Consider the following 13,679-nt stretch of genomic DNA (forward strand, 5'->3'; position numbering starts at 1 on the left):
CCTGTGCCTCCGCGGGCGCCTGAGCGACGATGGCTTCGGCCGGCGCAACGATCGTCGATTCGACGGAAGGTTCAGCCCCGACCTCCAGCAGTGGAGGCGGCAGGACCTTGTAGGTCCACTCCTCAAGCCGCTCTTTCTCGTGGGTCATCTCGACGATGTCGTATTCGGCGTACTCGAACTCCGGGCTCCAGAACAACGCGTCGAACGGGCACACCTCGACGCAGATCCCGCAATACATGCACAGCGCGTAGTCGATGGCGAAACGGTCGAGCACCTTTACCGACCGGGCGCGGCCCCCCGAGGCCGGAGGGTGCGTCTCCTTGTGCGATTCGATGTAGATGCACCAGTCGGGGCATTCGCGCGAGCACTTCCAGCAGACGGTGCAGTTCTCCTCCTTCAGGGCGATGACGCCGCGGCTACGGGGCGGCAGGTCGGGCTTCTCGTCCGGGTACTGCTGGGTGATCGAACGCTGGAGCATGTGCTTCAGGGTCACCCCCAGCCCCTTCAGCAGCCCGACGCCGGGGAAACTCCCGCCCTTGGTCTCCGGCTCCCTGACGCCGGCCCCAACCTCCTGCCGTTCGTCCAGGGCCATCTACTTCACCGCCACCTTCAGCACGGCGGTCACCATGATGTCGGCAAGCGCCACCGGGATGAGGACGACCCAGGAAAACCGCTGGAGCTGGTCCTCGCGCAGTCTCGGGTAGGTCGCACGGAGCCAGATGATAAAGAACGACAGCGCTCCGATCTTCCCGGACATCCAGAAGAACCCCGGTATGACGTGGCCCAGGACGGGGAGACCCTGGTAGCCGCCCAGGAACAACACGCTCGCGATTGCGGAGAACACCACGATGCCGGCGTACTCCGACAGCAGGAAGAACGCGAACTTCAGCCCCGTGTACTCGGTGTAGGCGCCGAAGATGATCTCGGAGTCGGCGATGGGCATGTCGAAGGGCGGGCGGGTCAACTCGGCCAGCGACGCGATCATGAAGATCCCGAACCCCACGATCTGGGGGAACACGTACCAGTAGTGCTGCTGGGCCTCCGCGATGCCGATCAGCGACATCGTCCCCGCCTGCATCACCACGGCGGCGGCCACCAGGATCAGCGGCAGCTCGTAGGCGATGAGCTGCGCCGCCGCCCGCAGCGCCCCGATCAGCGAGAACTTGTTGGCCGAGGCCCATCCCGCCATCAGCACGCCGATCACGGAGATCGACGACGCCGCCAGCACGTAGAAGATCCCGACGTCCAGGTTCTCCGCGAACAGGTTGTCGTCGAACGGGATCACCGCGAACAGCAGGATGTACGGGATCATCGCCACCGCGGGAGCGAGCGCGAACACCCAGCGATCGGCGGCCCGGGGGACGATGTCTTCCTTCTGGACGAACTTCACGCCGTCGGCGATGAGCTGGGCCCACCCGTGGAACCGACCCGCGTACATCGGCCCCAGCCGGGACTGCATGTGGGCCAGGACCTTGTGCTCCATGTACCCGACCACCATGGGGGCCGACAGGAACACGATCACCACCAGCAGGGCCTTGATCACCAGGATGACCCAGAAGTTGCTGAACAGGCTGTTGACGAAGGAGACGCCCGCCGTGCCGACCAGGCCAATCGCATGGATCACGCCGACCAAACCGATCAAGCGGTCACTCCTCCTCTTCCTCCTCGCCCTCCGGCGCGCCCGGCCACACCTTGGCCCGCCGGCTCATGAGCTCGAAGTCCTTCCGGAGGGGATGGCCCTCGAACGGCTCGGGCAGCACCAGCTTCAGCAGATGCGGATGGCCCTCGAAGACCACGCCGAACAGCTCGGCGGTCTCGCGCTCGTTCCAGTTCGCCCCCGGATACAGGTCGGAGAGGGTGGGGCACCGGGCGTCGTCCCGCGGGATGCGCACCTTCACCCGGACGTGGTGGTTGCGGGAGGTCGAGTACAGGTGCGTCACCAGCTCGAGGACGCCCTGGTCCGGGAAGTCCACGGCGCTCGAGAAGTCGAAGTAGTCGCAGGCGAACTCGGGATCGTCCCGCAGGGTCTGCACGAGCTCCCGGAGCCGGGCCGCCGACACCGTGACCACGGCGTGCCCGCCCTGGTCGACGACGTCGGAGACGTCTTCGCCGAACTGGGCCCGCAGGCGCTGCCCGACCTCAGGTGGTCGGAGCGGGGGCCGGACGCGTGAGCTTGCCACTCCATTTCTCCCTGATGTCCTCGCCAGCGATCTTTTCCTGGAGCCGGATGATGCCGTGCAGCAGCGCCTCCGGCCGGGGCGGACAGCCCGGCACGTACACGTCCACTGGGATCATCTGGTCCACGCCCTTGGTCACCGAGTAGGAGTCCCAGTACGGGCCCCCGCAGTTCGAGCACGAGCCGAACGAGATCACGTACTTCGGCTCCGGCATCTGGTCGTACACCCGCTTCAGGGCGGGCGCCATCTTGTCGGTCACGGTGCCCGCCACCACCAGCAGGTCGGCCTGCCGGGGCCCGTGCGCGAACGGGATCACGCCCAGCCGGATGAAGTCGTGCTTGGGATCGGTCACGGCGATGAACTCGATGGCGCAGCAGGCCAAGCCGAAGTTCATCACCCACAGCGAGTACCGCCGGCCCCAGTTCAGGATGAACTTCATGGGCTGGGGCACGGGGATCCGCTCGATCACGCCCACCGCAGCACTCCCTTTCGCCAGGCGTACAGGAGGCCGACGCCCAGGATGAGGATGAAGATGCCCATCTCCACGACCGCGGCGTAGCCGAGGCGCTCGAAGACGACCGCCCACGGGAACAGGAACACGCTCTCCACGTCGAACACGACGAACAGGAACGCGTAGATGTAGTAGCGGATCTGGCTCTGGGACCAGCCCTCCCCCACCGGGTCGATCCCGCACTCGTACGTGGTGAGCTTCTCGGGGAGGGGCCGGTGGGGTGCCAGGGCCCGGGCCGTGAGCAGCGCAACCGCGACGAGGCCGGCGCCGGCCACGATGACGGCGACGATGACCCCGTAGGACTGGTAGTAGGTCTCGGATGCTTGTGAAAGCATTCTCAAGCGCGAATTCTACAGTGGCCGCTTCGCCGCCCGCTCAATGCGAAGGCGGCCGCCGGAGCACTCCGCCAGTTCCAGCCCTAGCGAACGACGGTCGAGGCCGAGCCGAAGAGCAAGGACAGCACCCAGACGGCGGTGGCCAGCAGGCCGAGCCCCGTGGCGGCCACCAGGTAGCGGGACATGGACCCGAGGTAGCTGGGGTGCCGGATCACCACGGGCCTGGCACGGTACCCGTACTGGACCTCCATCGGACCTCCTCACTGGTGGCTTCGTGACCCTCAGCCAACAGGGAGCAACGTACGCGCGGACCCGATCGGCGTCATCCGGCCGACGACGGAACTTGGCAGCAGGGGGACTAGGTCTTTGGTCAGAAGTCGTAGGCCGCCGTTGGAGCCGCGCCGGGTCGCTGGATCAAGGAACGGCTTCGAAGCCCTGGGCGACGAAGTCCTGGTCGAAGGCGAAGGCCCGACGAATGCCCATGTCGCGCATCATCTGGAAGCTTGCCCAGTCCACCAAGGAAGGCTTGCCGCCCGCCGCGAGGTAGGCGCTCACGGCGGTGGCGTGGAGATGCTCGTCGACGTAGAACACGCTGAGAGCGGGGACGAACCCGTTCAGGAGGGCCCGCACGGCCGCGGCCCCCAGCTGTCGCCCGGTCAACGCTACAGCCTCGACGACGACGTAGTTGTGCGACACGAGGAGCTCGCGAGGGTCACGTCCGGGGCCCCGGAGCCACCGCGCGGCGTCCTGATGGCGAGCGTCCTGTTCGTCCAGCAACGCGTAGAGCGCCGAGGTGTCAACGAAGGTCTTCACTCCGGTGCGTCCCAGAAATCCTCGGCCAGATACCGATCGTGGTCCTCGCTGATGTCGGTGTGGCCGGAGCGAAATCCGCCGATGGCCTCCAGCGCGCGCCGCCGCCGCTCTTCCACATCGCCTTGCTCCAGCATGCGGTCGACGGCCTCGCGGACAACCGTCGCGAGCGACACCTGCCGCTCGGCGGCCAACTTTCTCAGCTCGCGAATCTGTTGCTCGGTGAGCTGAATCTGCGTTCGAATCATGACATCATGATAACCCCTGGCGCCATCATGATGTCGTTGAGGGATTCAGGCTTCGGCGCCGCAGCGGTCCGCGATGAACCGGGCCAGGGTCTCCAGAGCCGTCCGGGCCACGCCCGGGGGCAGGCGGCTCGCCAGCTCCCTGGCCCGGCGGACCTCACGGGTCACCGCAGCCCGAGCATGGGAGAGGCTGCCGTCGCTCCGGACGATGGCGAGCGCCCGGTGGAGGCGTTCTCCCTCCGGCGGCCCCGGGCGAAGCAGCTCGACCAGCTCGTCCCGGCGATCGCCGTGGGTCATGGCGTACAGGACGGGCAGCGTGTAGACGCCCTCCTTCATGTCCACGCCCGGTTCCTTGCCCAGCTCCCGCTCGGACGCCGTCACGTCCATGATGTCGTCGGAGAGCTGGAACCCCAGCCCGACCGCCTCCCCGAACTGGTCGAGGGTCTCCACCTGGTCGGGCGGGGCGTCCGACAGCAGGCCTCCCAGCCGGCAGGACGTGGCGATGAGCGAGGCCGTCTTCCGGCGGATGGTCTCCATGTACGCCCGCTCGTTCTGGTGCAGCTGCCCGGCCGTGGAGACCTCGCGGATCTGGCCGTTCGAGACTGTGGTGATGGTCCGGGCCAGCAGGCGGGTGACCTCCGTCCCCAGGTCCGAGGCGATCTCGGCGGCCCGGGCGAACAGGTAGTCGCCCGACACGATGGCCACGCTGTTCGACCACCGGGCGTTCACCGACGGCACGCCGTGGCGCGACTCGGCCTCGTCGATGACGTCGTCGTGGTACAGGGTGGCCACGTGGGTCAGCTCGATGGCGGCCGCGCCGGGCACCAGCCGGGCGTCCTCGGGGTCGCCGAAGTGGCCGGCCAGCAGCACCAGCATGGGGCGGAAGCGCTTCCCGCCCGCCGCCAGCAGGTATGCGGCCGCTTCGGACAGCATCTCGTAGTCGGCCTGGACGGTCTTCTCCAGGAACCGCTCCACCTGGTCGAGCCCCGCGCGCAGCTCGGCCTCGAGCGTCGCGTCGGGAACCTCCAGCCCGGGGATCTCGACTCTGGTCATCGCGACCGATCGTACCGGTGCGGTGACGCCGCCACCATGGGCGGACTCGCGGTGCTCACCATCTGAGGATGGCCGCCGACCGCAGGAACCCGAACACGATCTGCGGGAACACGCCGAACAGCAGCGTGAGGGCCGCGGGCGCCGCCATGGCCAGCGCCGGGACCGGCCTGGTCTCGGGCACCACCTCGTCCTGGGGGTCCTGCATGTACATGAGCACGATGACGCGCAGGTAGAAGAACGCGGCGATCACACTGGCCAGCACGGCGATCAGCACGAGCGGCCAGTGGCCGGCGTCGACTGCCGCCTTGAACACCGAGAACTTCGCGATGAACCCGGCGGTGGGCGGGATCCCGGCCAGCGACAGCAGGAACAGCGCGAGGAACCCCGCGGCCAGCGGGTTCCGGCGGGCCAGCCCGGCGTAGGAGGTCAGGCCGGTGCGGTCCTCGCCCCGGATCGAGACCACCATCACCACGCCGAAGGCACCCACGATCATGGCCGCGTAGGCGACCAGATAGAACAGCGCCGCCTGGATGCCGTCCTGGTTGGCCGCGGTGATCCCCGTGAGGATGAACCCGGCGTGGGCCACGCTCGAATAAGCCAGCATTCGTTTCACGTCCGTCTGGGCGATGGCCAGGACGGACCCGACCACCATGGTCACCGCCGCCAGGACCCACACGAACGGCGTCCAGTCCCACGACAGCGGCTGGAACGCCACGTCGAACACCCGGATGAACGCGGCGAAGGCGGCGACCTTGGTGGCCGCCGACATGTACGCCGTGATCGGCGTCGGCGCGCCCTGGTAGGCGTCCGGCGCCCACATGTGGAACGGGACAGCCGCCACCTTGAACGCGAACCCCACGGCCAGCAGGCCGGCGGCGGCCAGCGCAAGCGGAAGGGCCCCCGGCCGGCCCGACAGGGCGCGGGCCATCCCGGCGATGCTGGTGGTGCCGGTGGCGCCGTAGGCCAGCGCGATCCCGTACAGGAAGAACGCCGACGAGAAGGCCCCCAGCAGGAAGTACTTCATGGCTCCCTCGATCGAGGCCAGCCGCAGCGAGAACCCGGTCAGCACGTACAGCGACAGCGACAGGATCTCCAGGGCCAGGAACACCATGATGAGGTTCGACGCCGCCACGATGAGGGTCATGCCGGAGGTGCACAGCAGGAGCAAGGGGTAGAACTCGCCCCTGGCCTCGCCGGTCCGCTCGAAGTAGTGGTGGCCGAGGAGCACGCCCACCGCCGCCACCGCGAGCACCACCATGCGGGCGAACACGGCGAACCGGTCCGCCGCCACCATGTCGCCCAGCACGGTCAGCGGCCCGTGCCAGTTCCACAGCCAGGCCGCCACCGCCGCCGCCCCGGCCAGCCCGGCCAGGGTGGCCAGCACGAGGGCGCCATGCCGGATACGCGGAAACAGGGCGTCCACGAGCAACAACGTCAACCCCATCCCCACCAGGACCAGCTCCGGCGCGACCGGCCCGAACGAAAGCGGCGGGTGAGGCATTAGGGCATCGCTCCAAAGGGTGTGTACACGGTCCATCCCGTGGACGCTCGGCAGGGTTCCTGGCCCTCCGTCCCGCGGAACCCGACAGTGGGCGCAGATCGGACCGTCGCCCGGCACGACGCCGGGTTGATCCGGTCCAGGACCGGCTTCGGGTAGATCCCCAGGAACAGGATGGCCGCCAGCAGCGGCACCAGGATCGTGTACTCGACCCGCGTCAGGTCGCGGCGGGTGGCGTGCTCCTCCCGGACGGGCCCGTGCATGGCCCGCTGGTACGCCCACAGGATGTAGATCGCCGACAGCAGCACCGCCACGGCCGCCACCGACCCCCACACCCGGTTCCGGGTGAACGCCCCCAGGATGACCAGGAACTCCGACACGAAGTTGTTCAGCCCGGGGAGCCCCATGGACGCCAGGCCCACGAACAGGAACGCCGCGGCGAACTTCGGCGTGACCTGGGCCAGGCCGCCCATCCGCGCCAGGTCGCGGGTCCTGGTCCGCTCGTACAGCATCCCCACCAGCAGGAACAGCGCCCCCGTGGACAGGGCGTGGTTCACCATGTACAGCACGCCGCCCGAGATCCCCTGCTGGGTGAACGCGAAGATCCCCAGCACGATCAGCCCCACGTGCGAGATCGACGAGTACGCGATCAGCCGCTTCAGGTCGGTCTGCACGATCGCCACGACCGCGCCGTACACGATCCCCACCAGGGCCAGGATCGCCACCAGGTGCGAGAAGTACCGCGACGCCTCCGGGAACAGCCCCAGGTTGAACCGGAGCAGTCCGTAGGTGGCGATCTTCGGCAGCACGCCGGCCAGGATCAGCAGCCCACCGGTGGGCGCCTCCGTGTAGGCGTCGGGCTGCCACGAGTGAAACGGCACCAGCGGCGCCTTCACTGCGAACGCCACCAGGAAGCCCAGGAACAGCCACCGAGCGGTGGCCACCGGCAGGTCGCCCGAGTGCGCGGCCAGCACCTGGAAGTCGAACGTGTGCAGCCGGAAGAACAGGAACAGGATGGCCACGAACAGGAACGCCGACCCGGCCATCGTGTACAGGAAGAACTTCACCGCGGCGTAGGCGCGCCGCTCCCCGCCCCACCCCCCGATGATCAGGTAGCCGGGGAACAGCATGGCCTCGAAGAACAGGAAGAACAGCAGCAGGTCCAGGGCCACGAACGTCCCCAGCACGAACGTCTCCAGCGCGAGCAGCGAGGCCATCAGGGTCCGGACGTCGTGGCGCTCGGTGTGCGAGGCCAGCACCGCCACCGGGAAGAGAAACGTCGTGATGAGGACCAGGAACAGGCTGATGCCGTCCACCCCGACCAGGTACTGGAGGTGCAGCGAGCTCACCCAGCTGGCCCGGTCCAGCAGCTGGAACCCGGAGGCGCTGCGGTCGAAGCTCGCCAGGATGGCCAGCGACACCCCGAACGTGGCAACGGTCACGGCCAGCGCCACCAAGCGCGCGGCCCGATCGGACAGCCGGGGCCACGCCAGCAGCACCGGGATGCCGGCCAGCGGCACGAACAGCGTGATGGTGACCCAGGGCATCGCTAGAACCTCACCGCGAGGTAGCACAGGATGCCCACCACGCCCAGGAAGAACGCCAGGGCGTACGTCCTCACGATGCCGGTCTGGAGCCGGCGGCCCGCCGACGCCGCGCGGGCGAACAGGTTCGCCAGCACGTTTCCGGCTCCGTCGATGATCCGCCGGTCCACGACGTAGGCGACGAACGCCGCGCCGGCCTTCCCCGGCGTCACCAGCAGCGCGCCGTAGACCTGGTCGAACCACCACCCGTGGGCCAGGGTCTGCTGCACGGGCCGGAAGCGGTCCCGGAGCGCGATCCAGTCGATCCGCCCGGACCCGTACACCAGCCACCCCACGGCGATGCCGAGCAGCGACACGGTAACGGAGATGACCGTCAGCACGACCGTGGAGAGACCGCCGTGCCCCTCCTGGACCCGGCCGACCACCGGTACCAGGAACCGGGGCAGCACGCCAGATACGGCGGACAGCCCGAGCAGCCCGGCCGCGACGGCACCGATCGCCAGAAGGACGAGGGGAACGGTCATGATCCTGGGCGACTCGTGCGGGTGCTGGTCGTGCCGGGGCGGTCCGAAGAACGCGATGAACACCACCCTCGAGATGTACAGGGCCGAGAAGAACGCGGCGAACAGCGCGACGGCCCACGCGACGGTCCGCCCGGTGTGGCTGGCCACGGCCAGGATCTCGTCCTTGGCGAAGAACCCCGACAACGGCGGCACCCCGGAGATGGCCAGCCACCCCACCACGAACGTCGCGAACGTGATCGGCATGGCGTGCCGCAGCCCGCCCATCCTCTTGAGATCGGTCTCACCGTCGAGCGCGTGCATGACCGACCCGGTGGAGAGGAACAGCAGCGCCTTGTAGAAGGCATGCGCGACGAGCAACAGGATCGCCACCGAGTACGCCTTCAGCCCCGCCGCGAACATCATGTATCCGATCTGGCTGATCGTGGAGTACGCCAGCACGCGCTTGATGTCGTCCTGCCCCATCGCAGACAGCGCCGCGTATACCGCCGTGACCAACCCGATCACCAACACCGCGGCCAGCGCGACGCCCGAGATCTCGAAGAACACGTGCGTCCGCACCACCAGGTACACCCCCGCCGTGACCATGGTGGCGGCGTGGATCAAGGCGGAAACGGGAGTCGGACCCTCCATCGCATCCGGCAACCACGTCTGCAACGGCAGCTGCGCCGACTTCCCCACCGCCCCCGCCAGCAGCAGGAACGCGATGGCGTTGAAGACGCCGCCATGCGGGGGCGCGTGGATGATGCAGGCGATGTTCGGCAGGCAGTGTGGAGTCACGGCACCGAGCGTGCGCCCGAAGTCGAGGGAGCCAAAGTGGACGAAGATCAGCGCGACGCCGACGAGCATCGCCGCGTCGCCGACCCGGGTCACCACGAACGCCTTCTTCGCCGCCGAAGCCGCCGAGGGCCGCTCGAAGTAGTGCCCGATCAGCAGATACGAGCACAACCCCACGCCCTCCCACCCGAGGAACAGCAGCAGGAAGTTCTGCGCCAGGACGAGCACCAGCATGAAGAACACGAACAGATTCAGCTGAGCAAAGAACCGCGAGTACCGAGGATCCCCCCGCATGTATCCAATGGAATACACATGAATGAGCGTCGAAACCCCCGTCACGACCAGCGCCATCAACACCGAAAGCGGGTCCGCCCGAAAGTCCACCCCGACGTCGAACGCCCCCACCGGCACCCAAGTCCAAAGGTGCTGCACGAACACCCGATGCGACGCATCTCGCCCAACTAGTCCGATAAAGACCAGTAGGGCGATGACGAAGGCCGCGCCGACAGCGGCGGACGCCACCCATCCGGCGCGATCCCGCAACCGCCGCCCGTACACCGCATTGACGACAGCGCCAACCAGCGGCAACAAGGGAACGAGTCCGACCAGGTGGAGCATCAAGGAGCTCCTCGAAACGAGCCGCCGAATGGAACGCTTGCAGGCGGGGCTCCGGGGGCCCAGGGGGGACCGCGGAGGAACGTGTGAGAGGCCGAGGGGACCACCAAACGCCGCCCGCTCACGTTCCGGGAGCGGTGGGCCCCGGATCCCCCGGAGCAGCCGCCGCCCCGGCCGGGACGTGAGGGTTTCGCCGCGGAGCTCACCATTTCAATAGGTTCGCGTCGTCGACGTTGGCGCTGCGGCGACGATTGAACATCGCCACGATGATGGCGAGGCCGACGACCACCTCTGCGGCGGCGACGACCATCGAGAAGAAGGCCAGGACCTGCCCGTCGAGCTCTTTGAGCTGCCTGCTGAAGGCGACCAGTGTGAGGTTCACCGCGTTCAGCTGGAGCTCGACCGACATGAAGATGACAAGAGCGTTCCGGCGGATCAGGACGCCGACGGTGCCGATTGTGAACAGGACACCCGACAGGATCAGGAAGTAGGAGATCGGCGTCCTCACGCCACAGGCTCCTTAGGACGTGCGGCCGCCTCGTCGGCCGTGCGCCCGGCTCGCTCGATCTCGCTGGCTCGGCGGCCGGCCATGACCATAGCGGCCACCGCCGCGACGATGAGAAGAACGGAGGTCACCTCGAAGGGGAAGAAGTACGAGTTGAACAGGACGCGGGCCAGGGACTGGACGTTGCCGCCCTTGTTCACGGCGTCGAACCCGGGCGCCGCGTGGGTGGAGATGCCCACGCCGTAGCGGACCGCCAGGACGACCTCGGCGATCAACCCCGCCCCGAGCAACACCCCCAGCGGGCGCTGTCCCTTCAACCGCTCGACCAGGCTCTCCTCGCGGGTCACCCCGAGCAGCATGATCACGAACAGGAACAGCACCATGATCGCGCCGGCGTACACGATGATCTGCACGGCGAACAGGAACGGGCTCCCCAGGACCAGGAAGAACACCGCCAGGCAGAAGAAGTTCACGATCAGCAGCAGCGCGGAATGCACGGCGTTTCGCGCCAGCAGCATCCCGAGCGCCGCCGCCACCGAGATCGGCGCGAACACCCAGAACACGATCCAGTCGGCGGCGACCCCCGCGATCACCGGAACCAATGCTTGCCCTCCCAGGTGGCGGGCCCCGATCCGAGCGGCGGTGGGGCCTCGAGCAGCTGCTCCTTCGACCAGATCGCTTCCTCGCGCGTCTGGAACGCGAGCTCGTAGTACGAGGTGAGCGTGAGGGCCCGGGTCGGGCAGGCCTCGACACACAGCCCGCACCCGATGCAGCGCAGGTAGTTGATCTGGTAGTCCTTCGCGTAGCGCTCGCCGGGCGACACAGGGCTCTCCGGGTCGTTTTCCGCGCCCTCCACCCAGATCGCGTCGGCCGGACAGGCGAACGCGCACAGCTCGCAGCCGATGCACTTCTCCAGGCCGTTCGGGTGGCGGTTCAGCCGGTGCCGCCCCATGTGGGCCCGCGGGGGCGGCGGCACGATCTCCTTGGGGTACTGCTCGGTGACGTCCTTGCGGAAGATCTGCTTGAAGGTCGTGAACATGCCCTTGGCGATGGGCCACACGACGCCGCGCCGCGGCTCCGGGGCCTGGGCGGGCTCGGGCGGTCGGCTCACGACGCCACTTCCTCCTCCGGCGCCGGGGTGCGGCGGGCCGGCCAGAACAGCGAGATCAGCGCGCCCACGCCGACCGTAATGGCCGCACCCGTGAAGAACGCCTTGCGGCCGTACAAATCCGGCAGCACGACCACCGTCCCGGTGAACAGCACCCAGAACAGGCCGAAGGGGATGAGCACCTTCCAGCCGAAGTTCATCAGGCGGTCGTAGCGGAAGCGGGGAAGCGTCGCCCGGACCCAGATGTACAGGAAGATGATCGCGAAGAGCTTCACCGCGAACCACAGCACGGGCCACAGCCACGGCAGGAAGCTCGGGTGCGGGCCGCGGGGGCCTCCCAGGAACAGCGTCACCGCGATGGCCGACACCGTCACCATGTGCAGGTACTCGGCCAGGTAGAACATCGCGAACTTGATGCCGGAGTATTCCGTGTGGTACCCGGCGACCAGCTCGGTCTCGGCCTCGGCCAGGTCGAATGGCGGGCGGTTGGTCTCGGCCAGCGCGGCCGTCACGTAGATCAGGAACGCCGGGAACATCGGGACGACGTTCCAGATGTGGTTCTGCCTGGCCACGATGCCGGTGAACGACAGCGTGCCCGCGTACATCAGCACCGACACCAGGGCCAGGCCCATGCCGACCTCGTAGGAGATCATCTGCGCGGTGGAGCGGATGGACCCGAGCAGCGGGTACTTCGAGCCGCTCGACCACCCGGCCAGGACCACGCCGTACACGGCGATCGACGCCATGGCCAGCACCCACAGGATCCCGATGTCGAGGTTCGCCACCTGGAACGGCACGAACCGGCCGAACAGGCGCACCCCCGTCCCGAACGGGATGACAGCGAACGCCAGGAACGCGGGCACCACCGACACGATCGGGGCGATCAGGTAGACGGGCCGGTCGGCGCCGGAGGGCGTGATGCCTTCCTTGAAGAACAGCTTGATCCCGTCGGCCAGGGTGACCAGGAGCCCGAAGGGGCCGGCTCGGTTGGGGCCGATCCGGGTCTGCATGTCGGCCACGACCTTGCGTTCGACCCAGATGACCACCATGACCGTCAGCAGCATGCCGAAGAACACCACCACCACCCGCGCCGCCAGCAGGATCCAGTCGACGAGGTCCATCTAGGTGGCCGCCTCCAGCGTCGCCAGCGTGGTGAACCGTCCCGACAGCAGCGTGTTCGCCGCGAACCCGGGCTGGTTGAACGGCACGAACGCGGAGCCCCGTGCGATGCGCTCCGTCACCCGGACCGGCAGCACGGCCTGGCCGGCCTGCGTCCGCACGGTGGCCTGCCCGCCCTCCGACACGCCCAGTCGCGCCGCATCCTCCGGATGCACTTCCACGAACGGGTCATCCTCCAGGGCCGCCTTCAGCTCCCGGGCGTCACGGGACAGCAGCCCCTCGTCCACCAGCAGCGGATACGTGAACAGCACCAGCGAATCGCCCGGATCGCCGAGTGTCGCCGCGTCGCCGCCGCCGCTCAGCGCCGTGAGGTCCACCGCTCGCGGGGCCAGCAGCGGAGCGGCTTCGCGCCGGAGGTCGTCGAGGACCCCGAATCCCATGTCGGCGCCCATGACCTCGGACAGCTCCTGGAAGATCTCCCAGTCGGGACAGGCCAGGCCCGTGGGACCCCGCAGCGCCCGGATGGGCTGGGGCCTTCCCTCCCAGTCGGTGACGTGGCCGTCCTTCTCCAGGGGCGCCGCCGCCGGGAGCATGGCGTCCGCGTAGAACGCGAACGGCCCCGACACGATGTCCTGCACCACCTTGAAGCGGACGTTCTCGAGGGCGCGGCGGGCCAGCGCCTCGTCCGGGAAGTCCCGCAGCAGGTCCACCCCGATCAGGTACAGGACGTCGATCTCGTGGCGAGCCGCCGCCGCCAGGACCTCCGCGGTGTCCCGGCCGGGCGCCGCGGGCACGGAGCCCGGGCCCCACACCGCCTCGACCTCGCCGCGCTCCGCTGCGTCCGCCACCCGGCGGCCCCCC

Annotated in this window: 16 protein-coding genes and 1 pseudogene; all 17 read right to left on the reverse strand. The window is 68.4% G+C overall.

Going from position 1 to position 13,679, the window contains the following annotated elements; genetic code table 11:
- The coding region (locus M3Q23_12620; protein MDP9342909.1) for an NADH-quinone oxidoreductase subunit I at positions 1 to 592 on the reverse strand (592 nt) is incomplete at its 3' end.
- The gene (nuoH, locus tag M3Q23_12625) at positions 593 to 1,498 is read right to left on the reverse strand and encodes an NADH-quinone oxidoreductase subunit NuoH (GenBank protein ID MDP9342910.1); all 906 of its coding nucleotides are present in this window, start codon (positions 1,496 to 1,498) and stop codon (positions 593 to 595) included.
- 148 nt (positions 1,499 to 1,646) lie between these two features.
- Entirely contained in the window at positions 1,647 to 2,180 is a 534-nt protein-coding gene (locus M3Q23_12630; GenBank protein MDP9342911.1) for an NADH-quinone oxidoreductase subunit C, read from the reverse strand.
- Positions 2,140 to 2,616, reverse strand: a complete 477-nt coding sequence (locus M3Q23_12635) for an NADH-quinone oxidoreductase subunit B (GenBank protein ID MDP9342912.1) — start codon at positions 2,614 to 2,616, stop codon at positions 2,140 to 2,142. Before M3Q23_12635 ends, M3Q23_12630 begins: the two co-directional genes overlap by 41 nt.
- Positions 2,617 to 2,642: 26 nt before the next feature.
- The gene (locus tag M3Q23_12640) at positions 2,643 to 3,023 is read right to left on the reverse strand and encodes an NADH-quinone oxidoreductase subunit A (GenBank protein MDP9342913.1); all 381 of its coding nucleotides are present in this window, start codon (positions 3,021 to 3,023) and stop codon (positions 2,643 to 2,645) included.
- Between the two features lie 83 nt (positions 3,024 to 3,106).
- A complete protein-coding gene (locus tag M3Q23_12645) occupies positions 3,107 to 3,274 on the reverse strand; it encodes a hypothetical protein (GenBank protein ID MDP9342914.1) in 168 nt (55 codons plus the stop codon).
- Between the two features lie 163 nt (positions 3,275 to 3,437).
- Positions 3,438 to 3,836, reverse strand: a complete 399-nt coding sequence (locus M3Q23_12650) for a PIN domain-containing protein (protein MDP9342915.1) — start codon at positions 3,834 to 3,836, stop codon at positions 3,438 to 3,440.
- The gene (locus tag M3Q23_12655; GenBank protein ID MDP9342916.1) at positions 3,833 to 4,081 is read right to left on the reverse strand and encodes a ribbon-helix-helix protein, CopG family; all 249 of its coding nucleotides are present in this window, start codon (positions 4,079 to 4,081) and stop codon (positions 3,833 to 3,835) included. Before M3Q23_12655 ends, M3Q23_12650 begins: the two co-directional genes overlap by 4 nt.
- Positions 4,082 to 4,126: 45 nt before the next feature.
- Positions 4,127 to 5,131 (reverse strand): polyprenyl synthetase family protein, encoded by a 1,005-nt coding sequence (locus M3Q23_12660; GenBank protein ID MDP9342917.1) that lies wholly within the window; start codon positions 5,129 to 5,131, stop codon positions 4,127 to 4,129.
- Between the two features lie 55 nt (positions 5,132 to 5,186).
- Positions 5,187 to 6,632 (reverse strand): NADH-quinone oxidoreductase subunit NuoN, encoded by a 1,446-nt coding sequence (gene nuoN / locus M3Q23_12665; protein MDP9342918.1) that lies wholly within the window; start codon positions 6,630 to 6,632, stop codon positions 5,187 to 5,189.
- The gene (locus tag M3Q23_12670; protein ID MDP9342919.1) at positions 6,632 to 8,176 is read right to left on the reverse strand and encodes an NADH-quinone oxidoreductase subunit M; all 1,545 of its coding nucleotides are present in this window, start codon (positions 8,174 to 8,176) and stop codon (positions 6,632 to 6,634) included. The genes nuoN and M3Q23_12670 overlap by 1 nt, the downstream gene beginning before the upstream one ends.
- A gap of 2 nt (positions 8,177 to 8,178) precedes the next feature.
- Entirely contained in the window at positions 8,179 to 10,089 is a 1,911-nt protein-coding gene (nuoL, locus tag M3Q23_12675) for an NADH-quinone oxidoreductase subunit L (GenBank protein ID MDP9342920.1), read from the reverse strand.
- A 199-nt stretch (positions 10,090 to 10,288) separates the two neighbouring features.
- Positions 10,289 to 10,594 carry an NADH-quinone oxidoreductase subunit NuoK gene (gene nuoK / locus M3Q23_12680; protein ID MDP9342921.1) on the reverse strand — a complete coding sequence of 102 codons (306 nt, stop codon included), beginning with the start codon at positions 10,592 to 10,594 and terminating at the stop codon, positions 10,289 to 10,291.
- Positions 10,591 to 11,184, reverse strand: coding sequence for an NADH-quinone oxidoreductase subunit J (locus tag M3Q23_12685; GenBank protein ID MDP9342922.1), 594 nt, complete (start codon positions 11,182 to 11,184; stop codon positions 10,591 to 10,593). Before M3Q23_12685 ends, nuoK begins: the two co-directional genes overlap by 4 nt.
- Before the next feature lie 38 nt (positions 11,185 to 11,222).
- Positions 11,223 to 11,630 (reverse strand): annotated as a pseudogene (nuoI, locus tag M3Q23_12690) (NADH-quinone oxidoreductase subunit NuoI).
- 68 nt (positions 11,631 to 11,698) lie between these two features.
- Positions 11,699 to 12,820, reverse strand: a complete 1,122-nt coding sequence (gene nuoH / locus M3Q23_12695) for an NADH-quinone oxidoreductase subunit NuoH (protein MDP9342923.1) — start codon at positions 12,818 to 12,820, stop codon at positions 11,699 to 11,701.
- Positions 12,821 to 13,679: molybdopterin-dependent oxidoreductase (locus M3Q23_12700; GenBank protein MDP9342924.1), on the reverse strand; the 859-nt coding region annotated here is incomplete at its 5' end.

It is taken from the genome of Actinomycetota bacterium, from assembly GCA_030774015.1.
Lineage (GTDB): Bacteria > Actinomycetota > UBA4738 > UBA4738 > JACQTL01 > JALYLZ01.